The sequence below is a fragment of the Moorena producens PAL-8-15-08-1 genome (genome assembly GCF_001767235.1).
GTDB classification, from domain to species: Bacteria; Cyanobacteriota; Cyanobacteriia; order Cyanobacteriales; family Coleofasciculaceae; genus Moorena; species Moorena producens_A.
In genome coordinates, this window is record NZ_CP017599.1 from 4,548,244 (window position 1) to 4,571,253 (window position 23,010).

Sequence of the window (23,010 nt, forward strand, 5' to 3'; positions counted from 1 at the left end):
CAAGCTTTGATTAAAACACTTCACTTAGAACAAGCAGTGTTGAGCTTGGATTCTCTACACTGCCAAAAAAAACCTGCGAGTTAATTATCAACAGTGGGAATCATTATGCCATTGCCGTAAAAAATAATCAGCCCAAGCTCTATCAACAGATTCAAGTCAATACACAATCGGCAGCGCCCCTGACAACTCATAACCGCAGAAAAAACATGGTCGCCTCACCAAAAGACCTGTCAGTGTGTTTGATGATTTGACTGGTATCACTAACCAATGGACTGGCTTAAAAACCCTGATTAAGGTTGAAAGAACTTCCGCAGCGAGGTAGACAACCATATGTAATGGTTGCTTACTAAATCAGTAGTTTGGTCGCTGATGCTGAGATTTTCGCACAAGGCATTCGTGGACATTGGGGAATTGAAAATCGCTTGCATTGGTCTTTGGATGTGGTTTTTCAAGAAGACCGTTCATCCATCACAGGAGCCCACGCTCCTGCCAATATGTCCATTATTCGTAGCATTGTCATTAATATCCTACGTAGTAACGGTTTTTCATCTATGACTATTGCTCAAAGATTAATTAGCAACAACATCCCCACACTTTTGGCACTTTTGCAATAATTTTGGGAATGAAACAGCCCTGCCAATTTTGGGGGGAACAAAACTCTCAAAGTCCCCCAAAGTTGGGGGACCAACGGGGGCTTTAACAAAACCAGATGATCGCGCATTCATTCCTTGATTCAGCAACGCCATTTTTTCTAGGGGGAAGTTCTGTTAGACCTGTGTGAACGCTACTTTTGTAGGTGGGATAGAGAAAAGGAAAATGGAAAAATCGACTTATCAATATGTTCGCAAAAGTAACGAGTCCTCCCAGAAGGACGCTGACAACTGGATACTGCAACGGAGTGCAGTGCGTCAGCTACCCGCTAAGACTTTGACACCCCAAACACAATCCCCAGCAGGCGATCGCTCAGGTCTTAAACTGGACTTGACGCAAATACCCGTTAGCAATTACTCTGCCATGCCAGTGCAAGCTAAGCTAGAAATTAGACCTGCTGGTGATAAGTACGAACTCGAAGCCGATCGGGTAGCTAAGCAAGTGGTGCAACAGCTTCATCAATCACAGTCTGGGAAACTCCAACAAAGGCAAACCCTTCAAGGAGAAGGAAACCAAGAAGTTGAAGAGGAACTGCAAAGGAAACCAAGGCTTCAGCTTAAGGGGGATCGGGAAGGGATGAGCGCAACACCAGAACTGGAATCTTCGATCGCGCGATCGCGAGGTAGTGGGCAACCACTTTCCGAGGGGATTCGAGAACCAATGGAAAAGGCATTTGGTGGTGTAGATTTTAGTGGAGTGAAAGTTCACACTGATGGGCAATCGGATCAGTTAAATCACTCGATGCAGGCAAAGGCTTTCACAACGGGGCAGGATATTTTCTTTCGGCAGGGAGCCTACGATCCAGGGAGTCAGGGGGGACAAGAGTTGTTGGCCCATGAATTGACCCATGTGGTGCAGCAGAATGGAGGTGTGGTGCAGGGGGTACTTCAACACAAAAAGGAAGAACAAGAAAAGTCCACAAACTTAAGGCTACACTTGCAAAATGTGCCCACAATTCAGCGATACACAGAAATAAAAAAAGGATCTAAAGAATACCCAGCTAAGAAAAAGAGAAAATTTTTGTTTCAAGATAAAGATGGGACTGAAGACGAGAGATTTTTTACAAGCCAGACGGAAGTAGATGAAAGTTTTTTGAGCAATGAAAGAGATGAAAAAGGAACTTATTTACCAAACTTAGTTCATCGAAGCGAAGCGGACTTAAAGATTTCCGATAATTGCGATCTGGCTATTGAAGATACATCAGATGAACCAAAAAACTTTTTTGCAACAAAAGCGCTGGTAGACTCGGCAAATGAGCTCCTCAAACGTCAGGGTGGAAAAGTTACTTTCAAAAGAACCAATCGATACTTGCTTGTGGTTAGTGGCTCAAAAGAGAAAAAATTATATCAAGTTGAACCATATGTCAGTACCGGAAAGTCCCCTAGCGTCCAAGGAACAAATGTCAGAACGCCTCAACGTTGTAATGAGATGGCAGATTTCGTTTCAGGGAAGCCAGGCGTAGAGGCAGATGCGACAACGAAGGTGAATGTAGTTTTGGCTGATGTATTAGATAAAATCACTGATGGCAGACATAAATATGCAGAACAACTAACGACGGTGATGAAAATATGTGCGAAAGATATGAGTGCGGTAGGGGAGTATGAAAAATTGGTCAGTGAATTAAGTCTAGAATTTAGAAAATTCATGGGAGATCCATCGACGAAAGATAAGATGGACGGTCTCTTACAAGAAGCTAATGTTAATGAGTATATGAATCCCGATCTCGGTAATGCGATTGTGACTATTAGCGCTACTACTACTGAAGAAGCGGCGAGCCGGGATAAAGAGAATACGTTTATGTATCATTTTGGCACGGTGGTGGCGAAGAGCGGATCGGACTACATTACTATGGAAAACTATGCTCGTCGGGAGGAGAAGAATAAGAATAAGCTCTCTGGTGGCGACCCACTTTTCTTCTTCAGGATGTATGGAACTAAAAAAGAAGCGATAACTTGGCATCGAGAAAACCTGAAAACAGGGGCATTCATTGGTGCTGTTCTATCATTTGTCGTGTCATAGAAATATCGGGTAGTGGTTAGTCGCTCAGTGGTAAGAACCATACCCCATAGCAGGCGAAATCGTCTGAGTGTCACGCATTTTCGGGATGATGATTGATATTTTTGGTGATATTTAAGTTGTGATATTTAAGGATGCTACCGAAACATAAATTTCACAAAAGTTGGTAATAGTGTTTACAATACCAATAGCTATAACTTGCTGAAAAAAGGTGAAAAAATGACTCGTCAATATGCTCGGAAAACCAACCAGTCTCCCCACAAGGATGCGGACAAATGGATACTGCAACGAACTGCAGTGCGATCGCTACCAGTAAAAACTTTGACACCTCAAACAGAATCCCCAGCCGGTGATCGATCAGGCATTCAACTGGACTTGACGCAAATACCAGTAAGCGATCGCTCTGCCATGCCAGTGCAAGCTAAGCTAGAAATTAGACCTGCTGGTGATAAGTACGAACTCGAAGCCGATCGGGTGGCGAAGCAAGTAGTGCAAAAGCTTCATAAGTCACAGTCAGCTCAACTCCAACAGCAGCCAACCCTGATTCGACAGAAAAACCCAGAAGTAGAAAAGGAACTACAAAGGAAACCAAGGCTTCAGCTTAAGGGTGATCGGGAAGGGATGACCACAACCCCAGAACTGGAATCTTCGATCGCGCGATCGCGAGGTAGTGGGCAACCAATCCAGCGTCAGGCAATGTTTCGGGGACTTTCCCAGGAGTTAATTGGCAATTGGTTTGATCAGAATTTAGTACAGGCGAAGCTTGCCATTGGTGAAGCTGGGGACAAGTCAGAACTTGAAGTTGACCGAGTAGGATCCCCAATCATCGACCAGATTAACCCACCTATCCCGAATAAAACCGGATTACCAGATAAACTCAAAGCAGGGGTTGAAAACCTATCAGGATATGCCCTTGATGATGTAAGAGTTCATTATAATTCGCCCAAACCTGCCCAGTTACAGGCATTAGCTTACACCCAAGGGACAGAGATTCATGTAGCTCCGGGACAAGAGGAACATTTACCCCATGAAACATGGCACGTTGTCCAGCAGATGCAGGGAAGGGTAAAACCGACAATGCAAATGAAGGGAGTAGAAATAAATGATGATGCGGGGTTGGAGAAAGAAGCCGATATATTCGGGAATAAGGCTACGCAACATCCACATGCAAACAGTAGGAATTTACTTAAATCTGACAGCACAGGAACTGCTACCATACAGTGCAAGGGCGACAAAAAGTTGATGACTCAGTTAGATCCTTTGTTACGTTGGGCAATGAAAAAAATTGGGGATGCGAGGAATTACGATCCGAATTTAAAAGCTCTATTTAAAAAAATAAACGACTATGACCGTTCTCAAGATGGCAGGCCTCGCATTCAAGATCAGGAAATAGTGGCGATGTTAATAGACCTAAGTAACTGGTTACTGGCTAACAGCCAAACCCTTACAGATAATGACAAGGTTAAGCATAGTCAATTTAAAGAAATATTGGAAAACGAGAGAGAAGTAACTGATACACAAGCCAGACGATTGGAAGAATACAGTGCCGAACCGTCAAGCCCTTACAAACAAATGACAGACGAGGGAATGTTATGGTCACAAGAATCTTTTGATCATAGTACCCAGAAATTGGGGAAAACAGGAAAGGCCTACTTTGAAGAGTTATCTAGACTGAATGTCAAGTCAATTAAATCTGATAAATCTAAGATGAAACTAGCAAATGAGCAATGGTATATCAATTTCGTGAAAGCAGCCACTGAGGCACTATCAAATGCTGTTGTAAACCACTACACCACCTCTATGCGTGCAAGGGCAATGCTGGATGGCGGAGGAATGAAATCAAAAATAATGCTTGAGAAAGATATCCCTACATTCAAACATAATACAAGTCCTTATGATGACCTCGGTCTTGCAAACAGTGGATTTATTTTCTTCTTCATTGAATCCCCCAATGCACCTCTTCGAAATACAAGGTTTGGGGGAGGAGATTCCAATGCTGAACCGGCCCGAATCTCGATTCCTATAAAGGAGTCTGGCTTACTAGAAAATGGTTGGATCATGTTAAGTGATTTTGCCCAACGTGAGTATCCGAATATCGTGGCTAAGAAGGGAAGTGACGAGCATACATCGTGGTTACCTACTCGAGAAAAAGAACAGCAGGGGAAAAAGCCTGATTTTACAGAGAAGGTACGGGAGTTTAAACCTGGACTAAGTCCTTTAAGCGAGAAAGATATAAATGAGATGAGCTCAATGACAGATAGTGAAAAGATCCAGGCATTTTCAGCAGTAGTTCCTCAAGCAAGTGGAGATAAAGATAGTAAACAGATTTATACAGGAGCTAACAGAACATTAGAATTCCCAGATAGATTATTTAATAATGTATTGGTAGCTGGAGATATTATTCCAGGTTTGGCAAACAGAGCGGGACTGGAAGTAGCACGAATTAAGGAGGTTAACCCTGCCCTGGGTGAAAAGTTTAGTAAACTTCGTGGTGATGCGTTAATGCTGTTAATTTTAAAGGATTTGTTCAGGCCACAGGCAATGATACCCAATAGTCTTAAAATCAAAGAAGAGCATATACAGCCATCACCCTCAGCTCAAAATAAGTGATTGATGGAAATGACGAATGAGATCATTGATATGGGAAACCGATTGAAAACATCAGACCCTGAAATAGGGAACGTTATAGATCGAAAAATGACTGATATAATGTACCTTGTAAAACACAAACTACATGAGCAGGAGACAATAATGAAAATGTTTTTACAAGAACTTCAACAAAGAGTATCAATGTCTTATGTAGTACAAAGTAGCTTATTTGAATAACTTGGACTAGTCCACTCAATCTAGCCTCGTAGCGACTGTCTTAATTGTCAAGTGCGATCGCTACTATTGTAGGTGTGATAGAGAAAAGGAAAATGGAAAAAATGACTCGTCAATATGTTAACAGAAGAAGCCAGTCCCCCCAGAAGGACACCGACAACTGGATACTGCAACGAACTGCAGTGCGTACGCTACCCCCTAAACCATTGACACCCCAAGTCCAAACAGAATCCCCAGCCGGTGATCGCTCAAACTTTAACTGTCGAGGGGGTTTGGGGGAGCTATAAGTCCCGCGCTCTATCTGAAAAGATGAGCGTCGGGATACATGGACTCCCCCAAGCCGATTTGATCCGGTCAATCCCGGTCAAATCGGCAACAGATGTAAGTTTATAGAACAGTAGTTCTGTGTTAGAATTACTAGTATGGCGACTATGATCAACTACTGCTACCGAATTTACCCCGACAGCAACCAAGAGCAGACCATGCTGCATTGGCTCGAAATCTCTCGCCAGGTGTACAACTATGCTTTGCGAGAAATCAAAGATTGGGTGAATTCGCGCAAATGTAGTTTGGACTATTGTTCGCTCAAACGAGAATACATCATTCCAGCCGACAAGCCATTTCCCACCTACTACAACCAGCAAAACGCACTTCCCAAAGCGAAGAAAGAATTTCCTCAATTGGGACAAGCCCCTTCTCAAGTTCTGCAAACTACAATTCGTAGACTGCACGACCCTTGGAATTATTTCCAACAAAGAGGGTTTGGCTTTCCACGCTTCAAGAAGTTTGGACAAATCAAGTCCATGGTGTTTCCTCAATTCAAAACCCATCCGATTACGGGTTGGCAGATTGCTTTGCCCAAGGTGGGGAAGATCCCCATCAACTTGCACCGACCCATTCCATTCGGGTTTGTGGTTAAACAAGTAAGGGTGTTGAGGAAGGCAGATAGGTGGTTCGTAGTACTGACGATAGAGTCTGACATATCGATACCAGACCCTCAACCTCACGGAGACGCTATAGGTATTGATTTGGGATTGGAGAAGTTTTTGACAACCTCGGATAGAGAGTTTATTGCATGGCCCGGATTCCTGACATGCTTGTACCGCCAGCTGGAATTGCTGCAACGCAAGTATGCCAGAACGAAGAAAGGCTCATTGAACCGCGAAAAGGCTCGAATCAAGGTGGCCAAATTCCACAACCACATTGCCAGCGTGAGGAAAGATTGGCAGTTCAAACTGGCTAACCATCTGTGTACTAAGGAAGGTATTGGGATGGTGTTTGTTGAGGATTTGAACTTGAAGGCTATGTCGAGAGGTATGCTGAGAAAGCATACCTTGGATGCAGCTTTCGGTCAGTTTCTCAATTTGCTCGAATGGGTAGCCCATAAGCATCAGGTCTACTTTGCCCGTGTCAACCCGGATGGAACGTCTCAAACCTGTCCTCAGTGTGGTACGCACACGGGAAAGAAAAAACTTTCCGAACGAGTGCATAAGTGTGATGTTTGTGGATATGAAACAGATCGAGATCATGCAGCATCGGAAGTAATCAGATTGCGTGGTCTAGAACTCATTAGTACCCAGGGACTCTGCGGAAGAGAAAACGCCTATGCAGTCGGTCTGCCGGGGACGGAGTTTCCTCCGTCTAGGTCAGAGGCAAAACCTCGCAAGAGAAAAACTAGGAATGCCAAACTGTGAGGTTTGGAAGCCCGCGCTGTACCCGTAGGGTCAGCGTCGGGAGGATGTCACACTGGACTTGATCCAAATACCCGTCAGCAATCACACTGCCATGCCAGTGCAAGCTAAGCTAGAAATTAGACCTGCTGGTGATAAGTACGAACTCGAAGCCGATCGGGTAGCAAAGCAGGTGGTGCAACAGCTTCATGGGTCACAGTCAGCTCAACTCCAACAGCAGTCAACCCTGATTCGACAGAAAAACCGAGAAGTAGAAGAGGAACTGCAAAGGAAACCAAGGCTTCAGCTTAAGGGTGATCGGGAAGGGATGACCACAACCCCAGAACTGGAATCTTCGATCACGCGATCGCGAGGTAGTGGACAACCACTTTCCCAGGGGATTAGAGAACCAATGGAGAAAGCATTTGGTGGTGTAGATTTTAGTGGAGTGAAAGTTCACACTGATGGGCAATCGGATCAGTTAAATCAATCGATGCAGGCAAAGGCTTTCACAACGGGGCAGGATGTTTTCTTTCGGCAGGGAGCCTACGATCCGGGGAGTCAGGGAGGACAAGAGTTGTTGGCCCATGAATTGACCCATGTGGTGCAGCAGAATGCTGGGACAGTGCAGCGACAAATAGTACAGTGCAATGGGGATGACGATCGCAAAAAGAAAAAAGATCGACTTGACCCCTCAAAGTTTCGCAGTCAGTACACTCGTGACGCCATTAGCGATAGAGTCGAAGCCCGAGAGCAGGGTATTACTGTAGATGAACTTCGTGCCCAAAAGGAAGAGCTTCGCACTCAAGAGCAAGAAGAGCGTCTGAGTGGATTTCGGGCATCCCTTACTGGGCTCTATCCAGAGGAATTCGATCAGCTGCGAGAACAGTTAAATACTGTGGGAGCAGGTTTAAAACAAGACTGCGATAAAATGCTCGAAATTCTTGAGGAAGAGAAAAAGCTTCATGAGATTATAACTCAAATTGCCACCATAGACGTTGAAACTAGTGATCAAAGTCCTGAGGGAATAGCAGGAAAACAGCTAGGGGAACATATTAGAGAACTTAATCGAAATGCATCTTTCTACCGAGAGCAAGAGCATAAGTCCAACAAAAAGAAGGGGTTCAAGAAACTATACGAATCAGGGGAAAGTAAGACTAAACGCAAAACAGAAAAAGCCAGTAACGCTCAAAAGGCTGAAGAGTATGAGAAACAACGTCAGTTTATAGTAGACAACAAAATCCGCTTAGGAGTAATCATCCCCCTCAAAAACGTTAGAACGAATCAAGATGTAGCAAATATCAGACCAGAGACAATTACCAAGATGACAGAATATGTTAATGAACAAATCAAGACAGCGGGTTCGGAGTTTGATGTAAGCCACCTACAGGAACTTGCAGGTTATCTAGAGCAAGAACCGAAAATGCGCATTTTATTGGCACGTATATTCAAAGAGGGTGTCCAATCATTGTATACTAATCGTCAAAAAATTGAAAAGACAATAGAAAAGCTCGAAAAAGGAATAAAAGAGTTAAAACCAGGAAAATTTGAAAGCTTTCTAGATACAATAGGTGTAAGTGAGACAACGGAAAAGGAACTGGTTATTGCTCAGGGGCAACAGGAGCTGACAAAGGCCGTCGAAGAACTTGAATATCTAAACAGTTTGATAGAGTTGGTCGAAGCACCTCGCAATAAAGAGCGTGTAGAACGAAACGAACGTATGTATCAAGGGTGGTTGAGGAGGCAATAGAGGGAGCAGGCAAGAGGCAAGAGGCAATAGTGAAACAAAACTGTGTACCTCATAACTGCAAAAAACGCTATATTTATGGTATATTAAATAAGTTGATGCACTTTAGGCTTTTTGCGCTTAGCCTTGTGCATAAGATTTATTAAAACTAGACACCAAGAGAATGGCTGGAAACAGAATCAGGGTTGCTAAAGATAAGGCGGCTTTGGTGAAAGACCTAACCGCTTCCGATGGAAAAACTGGACCGTTTCAGACTTATGCTGATGTGATGGTGTTTGCAGCTGCTTTAGGAGTAAAGCATAAAAAGCGATCGCCCCTGAAGGTAATTTCTAAACGAGAGCCTGGTCCGATTGGACTGGAAATTTTTGTATCAAGGGGATATGAGGTAGTAATTAAATTAATTGCGATCGCTGAGATTAAGGATACTAAAATTCTTTCCTCTATCGATAAAGAGTCTGAGGAAAAACGCATCTATATTTTTGAGGAGTATGCCAATGGAGGGCTTGATATTTTGCGCAATGAGTTGCGGGGAGCAGTAGACTATTCCGAGCGACTTTTGTTAATTTTAAATAATGATAGGTATAAGAAGAAAGAATATAAAGAAAATGAGCAACAGGAGTTTGATTTGAGTCGATTTTTGTGACAGCTAAGCTGTTCAGTATTTAGATTGGGATACCTAAATTGCTCAAAGGGAATCGGGAATCGGGAATCGGGAATCGGGAAAAACCAATTTAAATGCGCATCAGCTTAGCGCCTACACTTACGGGATAGGGAAGTGTAGGCGCTGTCACTAATTCTGTTACAACTGAGGTGGTAATCCTACCTCCTTCAGTTTCACAAATTTGCCCTCAAAGCTGATCCCTTGATCTTTGCCAACACTCCTGGCATTAGCCACAGCGATGCGCAGTTGAGCACGTTCCATACGCTCTGTAACACCACCCAAAAGATATAACATCACTTTGGAGGCTAACTCTCGTCCAGAAACTAGCACTCGCTTTCGATTTGGGTCATACAAAATGCCGTACCAAGGGGATTGTGGGTGATCGATCTGACTAAAGCCACCCGAACCATCGTATTTTTGAAGTTTGTCGAAGATCGCTTTGAGGGAGAAATCCTTGTTAAATACTAGGATACCCAAAGCTTGAACGAGGGCGATTTGTCCTACTGGACGGAATAGCATGTTTCCTTCTCCTCCACCCCTTTCATGGTTAAACCGACGCAGCTGTGGTGTTTCTTTTCCATGGTCGAGCTTTTGATAGCTGGGTAAACTAGCGAGATAGTCGAAAAGCTCTGTCAATGTTTTAGTTCCCATTTCTAGCTCTTCATCTTCAGGACGCATGGGAATTAGACCTTTCTCACAGGGTTTCCAGTGAAAGAATTGGTAGCCCAAATACAGCTCAGATATATGTTTGAGAGCTTGTAACGTAGTCAAGACTGTTGACTTAGCGGAAACCGTAGCGCTATCCCAATTAACCCGAGGATTACGATTTTCCATCTCCCTCAGCAGAGGATGAGTCATGGCAATTTTTCTAGCAACGATTGAGAAGCCATCGTCTTCATTGAGCAACGCTAGTTGTCCTTTGCTCAACCTTACTGCCATCAGATTGACGTGAGCAAAGATCGAGCGGATCCGTCGCCGTGCTTCTTCACGGGTTTCTCCCTGAACGACAGCAGGAATAAACTCAATACCAATTTTTTCTGTCGCTAGACTTTGCAGATAACCTGGGGAGATGTGATACTCCTCAATCAAGTCATCCACTGTAATCAAGGAGCCGATTGGCTTTTTCCCTTTGCTATATTTCTGGAGCGTACCAATTTTAATTAATTCCATCAGAGCCTGGATTCCCATCAGTCGATGCTGACCGTCTAAGGCAAAAATTGAAACATGGTCTGAAACATCAAGCAGTCCGACTGTGCGATCTTTATCTAAACTGGTAAACTCAGCTGCCGACTGCCGAGCGCGTTGATTCTTATCCCACTGAGCAGCTTGGGCATTATCTACCCACCCAGAGCTAAGCACTACCAGGACTGGGGGAAACTTGTGAGTTTTGCGGGCTGCTAGATATTGAGCCAGAGCAGCTTGACGTGACCAATCAAGGGGACGCTGCTGAAGCGCTTCGATGGTATCGGCATCTCTGACGATATTGTTTGTTTGTTGATCAAACTTTTGTTGAAATAGCGGCAGTTGGGAGGCGTAGCGGACGCGAATCGCTAACCATTCCAGAGTAACTGAGCCAATAAATGCCTCTGTAGTTCCCATTTGAGTTTTCTGCACCAAGATTTGGTCGTTTCTCGCCAGATGCCTATCGAGCAATAACGCCAGTGCCTGTCGATCTTGGTTTTCTTGTTCAAGAATTTGCTTCGCGAGGTCATTGGGATGATTTTCAGTTTTGATCACCATAGTTTTAAACCCATAATGCTGCGTTGTAGAAGCTATCGATAACTATTTTGGTTCTTCCGAACGTAGTATGTAAAAAATCTCTGAAACCTATGCTGCGTGGTGTTTTAGGCTAAAACTGCTCAAAACTGACTTCAAATCTCGCAATCAATTAACAGATGACGGCTACAGGGTTTTATCCAACACACCAGGTTCCGAAGAACCAATAGTTTTAACACTAGCACAAGTTTTTAACGATCAAATTAGCTGATTTCCCTATACTCGGGGTTGGATACAGTAAAACTATCTAGCATACCAATTTATAAAGAAAAACGTTAGATCCACTGTCAAGAAATTTTATTCAAAACTTGGGATAAGCTCGAACTATGGACCAATCTGCCAAGCCTTGTCTTAGCAGAGAGTCAGCAGCCCGCTCTTGCCTAGAGGGGGTTTCCCTACTGCCGTGAAGACTGATGAATCAGGTAAAACTCTCAGAAAATAAGCCAAAAAATCGCACTGTGGCTGAGCTGGTGGAGGAGATCACTGCTCTGACCACTGAAATTCAACAGTTGTACTGCTTAGACGCAATTCCCTGGGTGATAGGGTATAGTGGTGGCAAGGATAGCACCGCAACTCTACAGCTGGTATGGAATGCGATCGCAGCTCTGCCACCAGAACAGCGAACTAAAACTATCTATGTCATAACTACAGACACATTAGTAGAGAATCCCATTGTTTCAGCTTGGGTTCGTAATTCCCTAAAACAGATTAAGTTGGCAGCTGAAGCTCAAAGATTGCCCTTTGAACCCCATCTCTTACAACCGGAGGTGAAAGAAACCTACTGGGTAAGTTTAATTGGCAAAGGTTACCCAGCCCCACGGGGTAAATTTCGCTGGTGTACTGAGCGTTTGAAAATTAAACCCTCTAACCGTTTTATTAGGAATGTTATCCGATCTAGTGGAGAGGCTATTGTTGTTTTAGGCACTCGCAAAGCTGAAAGCCAACAACGGGCAAGACGCATGAAAAAAATGGAAGCTAAGCGAGTACGTGCTCGTCTAAGTCCTAATATCAATTTACCAAACTCGTTGGTTTATAGCCCCATTGAAGATTGGCAAAATGATGAGGTTTGGCTCTATCTCATGCAATGGCAAAATCCCTGGGAATACAGCAATAAAGAGTTATTTGCTATGTATCGAGGGGCTAGTGCTGATAATGAATGTCCATTAGTTGTAGATACGTCTACTCCTAGTTGTGGTAGCTCTCGTTTTGGTTGCTGGGTTTGTACACTAGTCAGTCAGGATAAATCCCTGACAGCGATGATTGATAATGACGAAGAGAAGGAATGGCTGGAACCTCTACTGGATTTGCGCAAGGAGTTGGAGCCTGGAGAAAACCGTGAGCGACGAGATTTTAGACGTAGCAATGGTAATGTCCAACTGTATGAACGGAATTTAGATGGACAAATCTCTGTTGAGCCAATTCCTGGTCCTTATACCAAAGAAGCACGGGAGTATTGGCTGAGAAAATTGCTTACTGTTGAAACTGAAATTCGTCAGAATTGTCCAGAAAATATGCGGGACATTACGTTGATTAGTCGAGAGGAACTTAGTGAGATTCGTCGCATCTGGCTAGAAGAAAAACACGAATTTGACGACAGTTTGCCCCGTATCTATGAAGAAGTTACTGGCGAACCCTTCAAAGACATCCGTCCTGGCGCTGAAAACCGTCTGCTTGGTGGTGATGAGTGGCAGGTCTTAGAAGAAATCTGTGACAATGATGCTATGCATCTCGAACTAATGGCAAAACTGCTAGACACAGAACGCCAGTATGTGACTAGGTCTCGCCGTATTGGTATTTATGAGGCTTTGGAGCGATGCTTTGATACTAGTTCTCGGTCTAAAGAAGATGCGATCGCTAATGCTCACTTGAAACGAGATTTAAAAACGGCTGCTGATGAAGGGGATGTTGACACTGTCAAGCAGCTGGCTTGGGGAAATTTGAAATTTCCAGTCCACAATTCGTAATCCTTAAAACTGGAGTAACTTATGATAGAGGCTTTGGATAGATTTCATGAGATATTAAATTTCTGGTTTGGTAAACCGGATGAACCCGATTATGGCAAATCCCGCAAAGTCTGGTTTACTAAGAACCCAGACTTTGACCAAGAAATGCAATCGCGTTTCCTCGACATCTATCAACAGGCGGCGTCTGGGGAGTTAGATAACTGGCAAACATCACCCTATAGCTGCCTAGCGCTAATTATCTTACTCGATCAGTTTCCTCGTAATATGTTTCGGGGTCAACCCCAAGCGTTTGCCACTGACTCCAAAGCCTTGTCTACTGGCCAGTATGCTATTGATCGAGCCTTTGACAAAGAACTGTTACCAGTCCAGCGCTGGTTTATCTACTTACCGTTTGAGCATAGCGAAAATCTCGAACATCAGCGCTACTGTGTTGAATTATTCTCGACTCTTAAAGATGACCCCGATAGTGCCAGTACCATTAATTATGCCTATCGTCATCTAGAAGTGATTGAACGTTTTGGTCGCTTTCCCCATCGTAATAAAATCCTTGGTCGGGTTAATACTCCAGAAGAAGAGGAATTTATAAAGCTGCCCGGTTCATCATTTTAGCGTTAATTATTTACAGTTAAGTAGTCGGACAAAAGTCAAATTAACTGTTGAAATAGGGAGCAGGGAGCAGGGAGCAGGGAGCAGGGAGCAGGGAGCAGGGAGCAGAGATACTTTTGCAAACTTTATATAAGTTAATATAGTGAGGTTTATTTTTATATAGGTACTTAATCATTGAGATTTAACGGTAAACGATTAACAGCAAATATAACGTTTATCATAGTTATGAGGTACACCTACTTTTTTCTCTTTTNCCGATTCCCGATTCCCGATTCCCGATTCCTTCCCGATTCCCGATTCCCGATTCCCATTCCCGATTCCCGATTCCCGATTCCCGATTCCCGATTCCGNTTCCGATTCCCGATTCCCGATTCCCGATTCCCGATTCCCGATTCCCGATTCCTTTTCCCGATTCCCGATTCCCCGTCCCGATTCCCGATTCCTTCCCGATTCCCGATTCCCGATCCCGATTCCCGATTCCCGATTCCCGATTCCCAGATCCGCTGTTCCCTGTTCCCTATAAAATTCATACTTGATAAATCCTGTGATTTTCCTTGAACTTGTCCTAGAAAACTTTGGCCCCTATCTCGGGCGTCAGGTGATCAATCTCTGTCCAAAAAGGGATGATAACTCTCGACCTATTATTCTAGTCGGTGGTATGAATGGTGGCGGTAAAACCACTATGATGGATGCGATTCGTCTGGCTTTATATGGACACCGCGCTCAATGTTCCACCCGTGGCAATTTGAGTTATAGCGACTTTCTAACTCAGTCAGTCAATCGCAATGCCTTACCCATTGACAACACCCGAGTGGAATTAGTTTTTGAACATATCGAGAACGACCAGCCCATGGAGTATCGGATTGTACGCACTTGGACAAAAAAACCGAAAGATGGTAAGGATAACTTAGGCATTTTAGAGGGAGACTGGCTGGATTCTGCCCTAACCAATACTTGGGACGAGTACATTGAAAATCTGTTGCCCTTAGGAATATCAAACCTATTTCTTTTTGATGGGGAACAGGTTAAAGAACTAGCAGAAGTGGAAGCACCACCCCCGGTTGTTGTGGAAGCGATTCGATCATTACTTGGTCTAGAACTTGCTGACCGCTTAGCCATTGACCTTGATATTTTAGTGACGCGCAAACGCAAATCTATGGCGAATCAACAGCAACTGGCTAATTTGGAAGATATCGAAAAAAAGCTCTCCTCTGAACAATCAGACTATGAACTAGCTAAACAAGAGTTAGCGAGTATTCAAGAGCAGCTAGAACAAACCAGGGAAAAACAGCAACAAGCTTTTGATAAATTTGTCTGTGATGGTGGTAAAATAGCAGCCCAACGGAACCAACTAGAGAGTCAACTCAATCACTACAATACTAAAGCTGAACAAATTCGTGAACAGATGAGGGAATTAGCAGCTGGTATTTTGCCACTATCGTTAATTGAACCCCTACTCACCCAAGCTCAAGCTCAAGCAGAAAAAGAATCGCAGGCATCACAGGCCAAACTAGCTAGAGATATTTTACAACAGCGTGATCAACGTCTGGTAGATTTATTGAATTCCCTGAAGTTGCCTGCTAAAAAATTTGATAAAATTAAAGTGTTCTTGGAAAAAGAAAATCAACAAATAGAGCAAGAGGCTGGAGATGGTCAAGACGCTTGGTTAGGAGCTGAGGAAGAAATGTTTCATTCCCTAACTAATCTCCTGACTTACTACCAACCAACTCAAAAGCAATTAGCTGAGGAACAATTAGTTAAGCGCCAAAATATGGAAGCAGATATTAATGCTACTAAACGACAACTAGCAACAGCTGCTCCTCCGGAATCTTATCAAGAACTCGAAAATGCACTAAAACAGGCACAAACGGAATTGGCTCAAGCTCAAGCAGCTTACGAAATCGCCAAACGCCGCTGTGATAAATTAGGATATGCGATCGCACAAACTAAAAAAGACTTAGCCAGGTATGGTGAAGAAACCATTGACCGCAAAAATGATCAGCATATGCTTGCAGCATCTGCTAAAGTCCAACAGAGCCTTAAGGTTTTCCGGGAACAGTTAACTCTGAGAAAACTGAATAAATTAGAGCATGAGGTAACCGAATGCTTCCTCTATCTCCTCCATAAATCTGACTTAGTCCATCGAGTTGCCATCGACACCAACAGCTTCAGCCTATCCCTGTACGACCTACAAGGAAAACTTGTACCGAAACATCGTCTATCCGCTGGGGAAAAGCAATTATTAGCGATCGCATTATTGTGGGGACTCGCCCGTGTTTCTGGACGTAATCTACCGGTAGCAATTGATACCCCCCTCGGACGATTGGACTCCTCCCATCGCAGCAACCTAGTGGAACGCTACTTCCCCGCCGCCTCCCATCAGGTGATTCTGCTGTCTACAGATACGGAAATTGGTAAGGTCGAAGCTAAACAATTACGAGACGCTGATGCGATCGCACAACAGTATCTCCTAAATTATGACCCAGCCAAACATCGGACAACCGTGGAATCGGGTTACTTCTACTCAAAACAGGTCACGGCATGACCCCTTTGGGTAATTCAAAATTCAAAATTAAAACTTCAAAATAAAGAAAATCAGAAATTTTGAATTAATTAATTCTGGAAGCCCCCCGGGGAATTAAAAATTAAAAATATAGAATTGTCCGAATCATTTTGAATGAATAATTTTGAATTTTTAATTGGAGCGAAGCGACTTGACCATAAATGTTGTTGATTGCCCATGCAATTTGTCTTGCACTACTTCTAGGACAGGGTCTAACGTAATCCTGTATTCTCCTTCTTGCTCCAAGGTAATGCTAGGGCCTGGTTGATAGGGCTGACTAGGATCCGCCGTAGGATCCAAACCCACCCTCGGATAGTTACAAGAATCGTCTTCCCCTGGTATAGGATCACAAGGGTAATAGACAACTGGACTTTGCAAATCGACCATAAACTGTTGTTGGCTACCATCTGGTAGGTAGAGAGTCATTGTCAAGGGAATCGGGTCTAAGATCTTGACAGGCTCGCTAACAGCTTTAAAAGCGAATTGGACAGTTTCCCCAGCAGTAATTGGTTGGTCTTTATCTAGTATTGCCCGGATGGTAAGAGGTTTTGACAGTAACTGTGGTTCTTCTACTAACTCTTTTGTATCATTATAGCAGCCAGCAGTAATAAATAACGGGCTAATCAATAGGGCAATGGCGAAGACAGTTTTACGAATGTACATGGTTGTTAATTTTATCGCTATTTGCTATCAAAGACGCCAAGTTGTCCTAAAAAGTTCTACTGACTGCTGAGTACTTATAGCTAAATCATGATCTGAAGATTGCTATAGTTCATCATCAATTAAAGTTGCCAAACTATCACCACTTTGGGCAAATACTAAAGTAGTTTTTCATAAACAGTAAACCTGAGTTCATTAATTTCTTCATGCAACCGCCAATAAACCAAATCACACTTTCCCAAACTGCCAAAGACCAACTCATTAAACTCAAACGTCAAACCAAAATTCCTCAGTGGAATGTCCTTTGCCGCTGGGCAATTTGTCGTTCCCTCGCTGAACCGACAATGCCCTCCCCGGTTCCCATACCTGCGGATAGTAACCTCGAACTCACCTGGAGCGTCATGGCAGGAGATATGGCTGATCTGCTCCTGATTGCTCTCAAACAACGCTGCCATAACGATGGCTTAACTTTGGATCAAGAAAATCTAGCGAATCAGTTTCGTCTTCACCTTCATCGAGGTATTGGTTACTTAGCAGGGGATACAACTATTAAAAAAATTGAGGATTTAATTGCCCTGGGTGTTATCAAGGATGAAGAATGAAGTGTCAAGTTTTACTCAGGACTTACGAGTTAGCACTATAGTGGTCAATGCGGTGCCTTCCCGTAGCAGCTTTTTCAGAACATCGCTTTTTCTGATGCTGCAAGGAACGATTTGTCCGCAATCGATAGATCAGCTTTACACTCAACCAATAACTAACCACAGCACAGACCAACCCAACGGCGAAACAACCAACAAATAAGGTTAGGACAATTTCTGACCCCAATTCTCTAAATTCCTGCCAAGATTGGAAACTCACATTAGCCAATTCATCCTGATTCAGTAGCCATTCACCCACGTGAAAGTTGAATGCAAAAATCGGTACATAAGTCAAGGGATTACTAATCCAAGTTCCAGCAGTAGCAGCTATTTTGTTCCCTCGCAAGAGTACCGCCAGCAAAATCCCTATAATTAACTGGAGACCAAACAGGGGAAAGAACCCAGCAAACACACCACATGCTAAACCTCGTGCGATCGCTTCTGGTTTTCCTTGCATACGAAGTAAGCGCCAATATATGTATTTTAGGCGTCGTCTAAAATTTCCCCTCGGTCTGATTGACTTTCGTTTACCTAGGTCAAGGGGTTTGGTGGCTGAGGGTAAAGGCTGTGGGTAGCTTGACAGGAATTTTCTAGACATTTTCGCAAATCAATCAGCAACCCTCTAGCAACTGGGGCAGATTATTTTGAGGTAGATTATTACTCAGCAGGTAATCTTTACTTACTGTAGCGGAAAATCAGCTTCAAGGGCGAAAGCCAAAGGGCAAAGAGGGAAATAAAGCTGCAAAAATCTCAATAAATTCTATGTAAGCTTCCTTATACCTTGTGCCTTTTACCTTGTGCCTTTTACCTGACTGCCATGGCTACGAGGATCATCTTGACTAGTTATTGTAATTGACAGGGAATCGTCAATATCCGAAACCGTACCACTAGCTTGGCTATAAGGTAATGGCACATGGGTTACTATGGCATCTAAGTTAGCTTCGAGTACTTGATGGGGTTGTTCTCCAATAGTTTGGGCGATCACTGTGCTGGCTTCATCAAAATATACAAAATGAGGAATACCATCTACTCGATACTTGACCAGTTCTGGTAACCACTTGGTGTTATCCACATTCAGCATGACAAAATTGACTTTGCTTTTATACTGCTGTTTCAGTTCACCCAAATCCTTTGCCATGGCTTGACAGCTGGTACACCAGTTGGCATAAAACTCCATCAAGGTTGGCTTGCCATTGCTCAGTGCCACCTCTAGAGGGGTAGATGCTTCAGCTTGGGCTTCCAAAGAACCGAGACTAGTCTCAGTTTTTAATCCCAAGAATAGGGCAATACCCAGTGCGATCGCTACTAGGGCAATTAAAAAGTTTCTGATCCGGCTGCCACTAGTGGGTACTGAAGGGGAGGAGGATGGTGTAGTTGAGTCTGGTGAATTAATAGCCATCTTGCTAAAACTTTCTTGCTATAACTTTATAATTGTTTACATTTTACAACAAGAGCACTTAGGCACCAACAGCTTTAAAACTCGGTTTCTCGTTATAAATCCAGCAATAGCACGGTTTGGGGCGTAAGTTCTGAGCAACTTAGAAGTAAATGAGATTAAAACGTTTTTTTGTTGACGGTTGACGGCTGACTGTTGAGTGTTATAGCACTACGCATTAAAGTTAGGACATTGATACAAGCTGAAAACCTTGTGTAGTAAACTTTTGCCTCTTGCCTCTTGCCTCTTGCCTTGCGCGTAGCGCTATAACTGTTAACGAGTGGGAATGTTAGGTTTATTTTTACTCCTGTACTGATAAAGTTTGACAAATCACAATGAAAAAACGGGTAACCCTGACCTTTCCCCGACGGGCGATTCAGATGCCGGTGGCTTACCGATTGGCAAAGGATTTCAATGTGGCTGCTAATATCATCCGGGCCCAAGTCGCTCCCAATCAAATCGGCAAACTTGTGCTAGAGTTATCTGGCGACATTGATGAGTTGGATGCTGCGATTGAGTGGATGCGGACGCAAAACATTGATGTTTCCCTGCTAAGTCGCGAGATTTTAATTGATGAGGATAGTTGTGTCGATTGTGGCTTATGTACTGGGGTTTGTCCCACTCAAGCCCTTAGTCTTGAGCCAGAGACATTCCGATTGAAATTTAAGCGATCGCGTTGCATTGTCTGTGAGCAGTGTATCCCCACTTGCCCTGTTCAGGCCATTTCTACAAATTTTTAAGATTTCAGACCCCTTAAGCTATTGCTTAGTCGTTAATTGTGGGCCTTTTTCGGGGGAGATCGTTCACATCGGGATTGAGCTTTGCTCACGCTACGCGATCGCGTACGGCGATAACGCCCAGAATGGTAATCATGCAAGAGATACACTGTCTCATACGATCAGATCAAAAGTGCATGAAGTTTAAGCTATGGCCATCGCACAAACTGAACAGCCTACCCCACACCCCACACCCCACACCCCACACCCCAGCTATTGCCCAACAACCCTGTTTTCAGGCACACTTTCAGATAAAATCAACTAAATATCAACCAAAAGAGGAGCCCTCATGAGCCCAATTATTGTAATTATTGTAGCTTTACTTGCAGCAGCCGTTGTTGGGGCAATCGTATTTTTTATACTGCAAAATAAACTGGATTTTCTATCCGAACAAACCGACAGAAAATTAGAAGTTTTTCAAAATAAGTATGAGGCTAGGATACAACAAAGTTCTCAAGCTCTGCAAGAAAGTTATCGAGAGCAGTTAAATCAGAAAATTGCCGAAGTCAAAGATCAGGCAGAGTCTAGCGCTGCTGCTCCTGTCCAATCTTTACAGGAAAATTATCAGGCTCAGTTAACCCAAAGCACTAATGAGCTGAAGCAACAACTTGATGCTAGTCTTCTCGAAAGTGTCCAATCCTCCGAAGCAAGATATCAAGAGCAATTGACACAAGCTACCCATGAGTTAAAGGAAGAACTTGAATCTAATTTTCGCAACGAGTTGCAATCTTTGGAAGCGAAATATCAGGCTGATTTAGAGTTAGCCCATCAAAAAATTGCTGAATTAGAACAAGCTCATAAATCCCCAATACCAGACGAGGTGAATAACCTAGATGAAACGGAGAAAACTTCAGCGGAAACTGGTAATGAATTAGTCGAATTATTAGAAGAGGCAGAAACAAATCAAGACGAGCCTCAACAAGTTGTCGAGGACGAAATATTGGCTGATTCGAGTCAGCCAGAGCAACCAATGCTGACAGAAACCCCAAGTATTACTGATCAGCCCAGCCAAATTGATCAAGACTTGGAGGACGAAATATTGCCTGATTCGAGTCAGCCAGAGCAACCAATGGTGACAGAAACCCCAAGTATTACTGATCAGCCCAGCCAAATTGATCAAGACTTGGAGGACGAAATATTGCCTGAGCCGAGTCAGCCAGAGCAACCAATGCTGACAGAAACCCCAAGTATTACTGATCAGCCCAGCCAAATTGATCAAGACTTGGATGAAACCATAACTGCTTTGGGAAATTATGCTCAAGCCAGCGATATTCCCCAGTTAAGTAACTACATCAATCATCCTGAAAGCCTTATTCGTGGATCAATTGCATCAGCTTTGGGTAAAATTGCTGCTGCTCAAGGACTCAGAGCCGAAATTCAACAGGCCATACCGCTGATCGGAAAATTGATTCAAGACCCCCAAGCATCTGTGCGACAGTCTGCTGTTGAAGCCCTGAGTAATATTAAATCTGAAAAAGTTATACCCTTACTTGAAAGGGCATTAAGGGATCCAGATAGTGATGTGGTTAAATCTGCCAGTGCTGGGATTAGTCAGTTTAAGAGTTATCGGCGAACTCAACCACCCAAACCTGCTAAGAAGACTGTAAAGCCTCTAAGCCTTAACGAGTGCTCTAATCCAAAAGCATAGCAAAACTATAGGGATGTGGGGATTGATGACCCTTTCTCGGGAGTCAACCCCCATGATTGAGTCCCACTCTTACCCATACTCCCTTGACAAAAGGGTGCTGGTATCGTGCAGGACTTCTAGTTAGTTTAGTCAGCGTCGCTTTCAATGTGGATAAACAAAAGTCCCAAAACTACAGTAGGCATAACTAAGCCTACGAAGGGGACTAGCATCGCTGGTAAAAAAGAAGCTGCGTATGCGCCTGTCATATCTTATTTTCCTATTTGCCAATTAATACAGTAACAAGTTGAACCTTTAACCACACCAACCCAATTAGGTATGGTGTTGGTTGCGGGTTTGATCTCAAGCAAGACTCTACCTACCGAAGTAAGTGTCGGTCTTACACTGCCAAGCCTGGGCTTTGCTGTGACATACTCCCACACGCTTATCAGAGATTACAGTGTGGGCTTCTTGCCAACTCCACCCAACGGTATCGGCTTTCGCCGACGCTGCGCGAACGGATACTCGGCAAGCTTTATTAACGACACGGGATGCCCCTCCGCGCCGGAACAATACAATAAGTTCTATTTTTAAGCACGTAGGTGGCGGTTAGCTCTTAATTTGTTTTCCCTACTATTTTTAGTATAACGTTTTTCAGGCTGTTTATAGCGAGTTAATGCTCCGCGATTCATCCCGGAGATGAAACCTTAAAAGAGTGGAGCCTTACTACAAAAAGATTTAACCCTTAACTCACAGACTGCCAACTATTTTGGCTCCACTCTTTTTGCGGGAACTTCTGACCACACTCATGCTGCGCATGTTCGTTGTGGGGCATGCCCAGCGGAGGAAGCTAAGCAGGTAAACAAAATTAATGGCACATTTTCCAAAACTCAAAGCCTTGCAGGGTAAGGGTTACAGAAATTTGGAGTAGGTAATTAATTCTGTGTAGGTGCTTATCGATTTTTTCGACAAGTTAATCCTATCATGGTTCACGACTATGAAATACCTTGATCTACCTCGGAATTTCCGAGACAACCTGTGGCAAAAACCTGATAGTTGCTTCTGGCCTTGCTGAGTCTTTGATGGCGTCAATTCTAATCAGTCTGCCATTCCTCTATTGACATCAACATCTCTGGTTGACCTAGACAAAAGCACACAACTCCCGTCAATTTGGGTTAACTTCCCGTTTCACCTCGGAGCATGGCAGGGGTTATCCCAACCCGCCCTTATACCAACGACTCAGTTTCTTCAATGGCTCAGATTACTGGAAAGTTTATGGCAGTCGGATAATTATTAAGATTTTTAACAAAACTTCCCCGAAATTCTTTACAAAATTTAATTAATTTTTATTACAAAAACCGAATAGGCTGAAAGGGGGTTAGTCATCAAAACCGTTGGTT

21 protein-coding genes are annotated in these 23,010 nt (G+C 43.6%); 13 read left to right on the top strand and 8 right to left on the bottom strand.

Going from position 1 to position 23,010, the window contains the following annotated elements:
• Window positions 1-359: 359 nt before the first annotated feature.
• From BJP34_RS40005 to BJP34_RS16890, 4 genes are all read left to right on the top strand, one after another.
• A complete protein-coding gene (locus BJP34_RS40005) occupies window positions 360-614 on the top strand; it encodes an ISAs1 family transposase (protein WP_158517263.1) in 255 nt (84 codons plus the stop codon).
• A 202-nt stretch (window positions 615-816) separates the two neighbouring features.
• Window positions 817-2,670: a DUF4157 domain-containing protein gene (locus BJP34_RS16875; RefSeq protein ID WP_070393346.1), complete on the top strand. Its 1,854-nt coding sequence runs from the start codon at window positions 817-819 to the stop codon at window positions 2,668-2,670.
• 216 nt (window positions 2,671-2,886) lie between these two features.
• Window positions 2,887-5,277 carry a DUF4157 domain-containing protein gene (locus tag BJP34_RS37030; RefSeq protein ID WP_202972106.1) on the top strand — a complete coding sequence of 797 codons (2,391 nt, stop codon included), beginning with the start codon at window positions 2,887-2,889 and terminating at the stop codon, window positions 5,275-5,277.
• Window positions 5,278-5,594: 317 nt separating this feature from the next.
• Complete coding sequence (locus BJP34_RS16890) at window positions 5,595-5,777, top strand: hypothetical protein (protein ID WP_149031016.1); 183 nt, start codon at window positions 5,595-5,597, stop codon at window positions 5,775-5,777.
• On the opposite strand, the gene BJP34_RS45635 is transcribed toward BJP34_RS16890, so the two are convergent.
• On the bottom strand, window positions 5,772-5,981 hold the full coding sequence (locus BJP34_RS45635; RefSeq protein WP_168166472.1) for a hypothetical protein: 210 nt from the start codon (window positions 5,979-5,981) through the stop codon (window positions 5,772-5,774). The genes BJP34_RS16890 and BJP34_RS45635 overlap by 6 nt on opposite strands.
• Here BJP34_RS45635 and BJP34_RS16895 point away from each other — a divergent pair.
• The 3 genes from BJP34_RS16895 to BJP34_RS16905 all read left to right on the top strand — a co-directional run bounded on the left by BJP34_RS16895 (window position 5,973) and on the right by BJP34_RS16905 (window position 9,550).
• Window positions 5,973-7,184 (top strand): RNA-guided endonuclease InsQ/TnpB family protein, encoded by a 1,212-nt coding sequence (locus BJP34_RS16895; RefSeq protein WP_229424410.1) that lies wholly within the window; start codon window positions 5,973-5,975, stop codon window positions 7,182-7,184. The genes BJP34_RS45635 and BJP34_RS16895 overlap by 9 nt on opposite strands.
• A 58-nt stretch (window positions 7,185-7,242) precedes the next feature.
• Window positions 7,243-8,910, top strand: coding sequence for a DUF4157 domain-containing protein (locus tag BJP34_RS16900; RefSeq protein WP_229424411.1), 1,668 nt, complete (start codon window positions 7,243-7,245; stop codon window positions 8,908-8,910).
• A gap of 160 nt (window positions 8,911-9,070) precedes the next feature.
• The gene (locus tag BJP34_RS16905) at window positions 9,071-9,550 is read left to right on the top strand and encodes a DNA phosphorothioation-associated protein 4 (protein ID WP_070393351.1); all 480 of its coding nucleotides are present in this window, start codon (window positions 9,071-9,073) and stop codon (window positions 9,548-9,550) included.
• Between the two features lie 156 nt (window positions 9,551-9,706).
• On the opposite strand, the gene BJP34_RS16910 is transcribed toward BJP34_RS16905, so the two are convergent.
• Window positions 9,707-11,308, bottom strand: a complete 1,602-nt coding sequence (locus tag BJP34_RS16910; RefSeq protein ID WP_070393352.1) for a DGQHR domain-containing protein — start codon at window positions 11,306-11,308, stop codon at window positions 9,707-9,709.
• Between the two features lie 449 nt (window positions 11,309-11,757).
• Here BJP34_RS16910 and dndC point away from each other — a divergent pair, with 449 nt between their 5' ends.
• Complete coding sequence (dndC, locus tag BJP34_RS16915) at window positions 11,758-13,308, top strand: DNA phosphorothioation system sulfurtransferase DndC (RefSeq protein WP_070393353.1); 1,551 nt, start codon at window positions 11,758-11,760, stop codon at window positions 13,306-13,308.
• A 21-nt stretch (window positions 13,309-13,329) separates the two neighbouring features.
• Window positions 13,330-13,917 (top strand): DUF924 family protein, encoded by a 588-nt coding sequence (locus tag BJP34_RS16920; protein ID WP_070393354.1) that lies wholly within the window; start codon window positions 13,330-13,332, stop codon window positions 13,915-13,917.
• A 40-nt stretch (window positions 13,918-13,957) separates the two neighbouring features.
• On the opposite strand, the gene BJP34_RS48985 is transcribed toward BJP34_RS16920, so the two are convergent.
• Window positions 13,958-14,089: a hypothetical protein gene (locus tag BJP34_RS48985; protein ID WP_267876590.1), complete on the bottom strand. Its 132-nt coding sequence runs from the start codon at window positions 14,087-14,089 to the stop codon at window positions 13,958-13,960.
• A gap of 369 nt (window positions 14,090-14,458) precedes the next feature.
• Between BJP34_RS48985 and dndD the strand changes: the two genes are divergently transcribed.
• Window positions 14,459-16,459: a DNA sulfur modification protein DndD gene (gene dndD / locus BJP34_RS16930; RefSeq protein WP_070396717.1), complete on the top strand. Its 2,001-nt coding sequence runs from the start codon at window positions 14,459-14,461 to the stop codon at window positions 16,457-16,459.
• Window positions 16,460-16,609: 150 nt separating this feature from the next.
• Here dndD and BJP34_RS16935 read toward each other — a convergent pair whose 3' ends face one another.
• Window positions 16,610-17,140, bottom strand: coding sequence for a hypothetical protein (locus BJP34_RS16935; protein ID WP_070393355.1), 531 nt, complete (start codon window positions 17,138-17,140; stop codon window positions 16,610-16,612).
• A 203-nt stretch (window positions 17,141-17,343) separates the two neighbouring features.
• Between BJP34_RS16935 and dndE the strand changes: the two genes are divergently transcribed.
• Window positions 17,344-17,739, top strand: a complete 396-nt coding sequence (dndE, locus tag BJP34_RS16940; protein WP_070393356.1) for a DNA sulfur modification protein DndE — start codon at window positions 17,344-17,346, stop codon at window positions 17,737-17,739.
• A gap of 22 nt (window positions 17,740-17,761) precedes the next feature.
• Here dndE and BJP34_RS16945 read toward each other — a convergent pair whose 3' ends face one another.
• On the bottom strand, window positions 17,762-18,373 hold the full coding sequence (locus BJP34_RS16945) for a DUF2062 domain-containing protein (RefSeq protein ID WP_070393357.1): 612 nt from the start codon (window positions 18,371-18,373) through the stop codon (window positions 17,762-17,764).
• A gap of 192 nt (window positions 18,374-18,565) precedes the next feature.
• Window positions 18,566-19,174 (bottom strand): thioredoxin family protein, encoded by a 609-nt coding sequence (locus BJP34_RS16950; protein ID WP_070393358.1) that lies wholly within the window; start codon window positions 19,172-19,174, stop codon window positions 18,566-18,568.
• Window positions 19,175-19,545: 371 nt separating this feature from the next.
• Here BJP34_RS16950 and BJP34_RS16955 point away from each other — a divergent pair, with 371 nt between their 5' ends.
• On the top strand, window positions 19,546-19,950 hold the full coding sequence (locus BJP34_RS16955) for an NIL domain-containing protein (RefSeq protein WP_070393359.1): 405 nt from the start codon (window positions 19,546-19,548) through the stop codon (window positions 19,948-19,950).
• A gap of 325 nt (window positions 19,951-20,275) precedes the next feature.
• A complete protein-coding gene (locus BJP34_RS16960; RefSeq protein WP_070393360.1) occupies window positions 20,276-21,634 on the top strand; it encodes a HEAT repeat domain-containing protein in 1,359 nt (452 codons plus the stop codon).
• Between the two features lie 125 nt (window positions 21,635-21,759).
• Here BJP34_RS16960 and BJP34_RS37035 read toward each other — a convergent pair whose 3' ends face one another.
• Together BJP34_RS37035 and BJP34_RS40010 are read right to left on the bottom strand one after the other, a co-directional pair.
• A complete protein-coding gene (locus tag BJP34_RS37035) occupies window positions 21,760-21,879 on the bottom strand; it encodes a photosystem I reaction center subunit VIII (protein ID WP_083305222.1) in 120 nt (39 codons plus the stop codon).
• Between the two features lie 106 nt (window positions 21,880-21,985).
• Window positions 21,986-22,183, bottom strand: coding sequence for a hypothetical protein (locus BJP34_RS40010; RefSeq protein ID WP_149031017.1), 198 nt, complete (start codon window positions 22,181-22,183; stop codon window positions 21,986-21,988).
• Window positions 22,184-23,010: the final 827 nt, after the last annotated feature.

Excerpts from the sequence above, each read along its gene's own strand:
- BJP34_RS16875 (WP_070393346.1), top strand. The coding sequence starts at position 817 with ATGGAAAAATCGACTTATCAATATGTTCGCAAAAGTAACGAGTCCTCC.
- BJP34_RS37030 (WP_202972106.1), top strand. The coding sequence starts at position 2,887 with ATGACTCGTCAATATGCTCGGAAAACCAACCAGTCTCCCCACAAGGAT.
- BJP34_RS16890 (WP_149031016.1), top strand. The coding sequence starts at position 5,595 with ATGACTCGTCAATATGTTAACAGAAGAAGCCAGTCCCCCCAGAAGGAC.
- BJP34_RS16895 (WP_229424410.1), top strand. The coding sequence starts at position 5,973 with ATGCTGCATTGGCTCGAAATCTCTCGCCAGGTGTACAACTATGCTTTG.
- BJP34_RS45635 (WP_168166472.1), bottom strand. The coding sequence starts at position 5,981 with ATGCAGCATGGTCTGCTCTTGGTTGCTGTCGGGGTAAATTCGGTAGCA.
- BJP34_RS16905 (WP_070393351.1), top strand. The coding sequence starts at position 9,071 with ATGGCTGGAAACAGAATCAGGGTTGCTAAAGATAAGGCGGCTTTGGTG.
- BJP34_RS16910 (WP_070393352.1), bottom strand. The coding sequence starts at position 11,308 with ATGGTGATCAAAACTGAAAATCATCCCAATGACCTCGCGAAGCAAATT.
- dndC (WP_070393353.1), top strand. The coding sequence starts at position 11,758 with ATGAATCAGGTAAAACTCTCAGAAAATAAGCCAAAAAATCGCACTGTG.
- BJP34_RS16920 (WP_070393354.1), top strand. The coding sequence starts at position 13,330 with ATGATAGAGGCTTTGGATAGATTTCATGAGATATTAAATTTCTGGTTT.
- BJP34_RS48985 (WP_267876590.1), bottom strand. The coding sequence starts at position 14,089 with ATGATTAAGTACCTATATAAAAATAAACCTCACTATATTAACTTATAT.
- BJP34_RS16935 (WP_070393355.1), bottom strand. The coding sequence starts at position 17,140 with ATGTACATTCGTAAAACTGTCTTCGCCATTGCCCTATTGATTAGCCCG.
- dndE (WP_070393356.1), top strand. The coding sequence starts at position 17,344 with ATGCAACCGCCAATAAACCAAATCACACTTTCCCAAACTGCCAAAGAC.
- BJP34_RS16945 (WP_070393357.1), bottom strand. The coding sequence starts at position 18,373 with ATGTCTAGAAAATTCCTGTCAAGCTACCCACAGCCTTTACCCTCAGCC.
- BJP34_RS16950 (WP_070393358.1), bottom strand. The coding sequence starts at position 19,174 with ATGGCTATTAATTCACCAGACTCAACTACACCATCCTCCTCCCCTTCA.
- BJP34_RS16955 (WP_070393359.1), top strand. The coding sequence starts at position 19,546 with ATGAAAAAACGGGTAACCCTGACCTTTCCCCGACGGGCGATTCAGATG.
- BJP34_RS16960 (WP_070393360.1), top strand. The coding sequence starts at position 20,276 with ATGAGCCCAATTATTGTAATTATTGTAGCTTTACTTGCAGCAGCCGTT.
- BJP34_RS37035 (WP_083305222.1), bottom strand. The coding sequence starts at position 21,879 with ATGACAGGCGCATACGCAGCTTCTTTTTTACCAGCGATGCTAGTCCCC.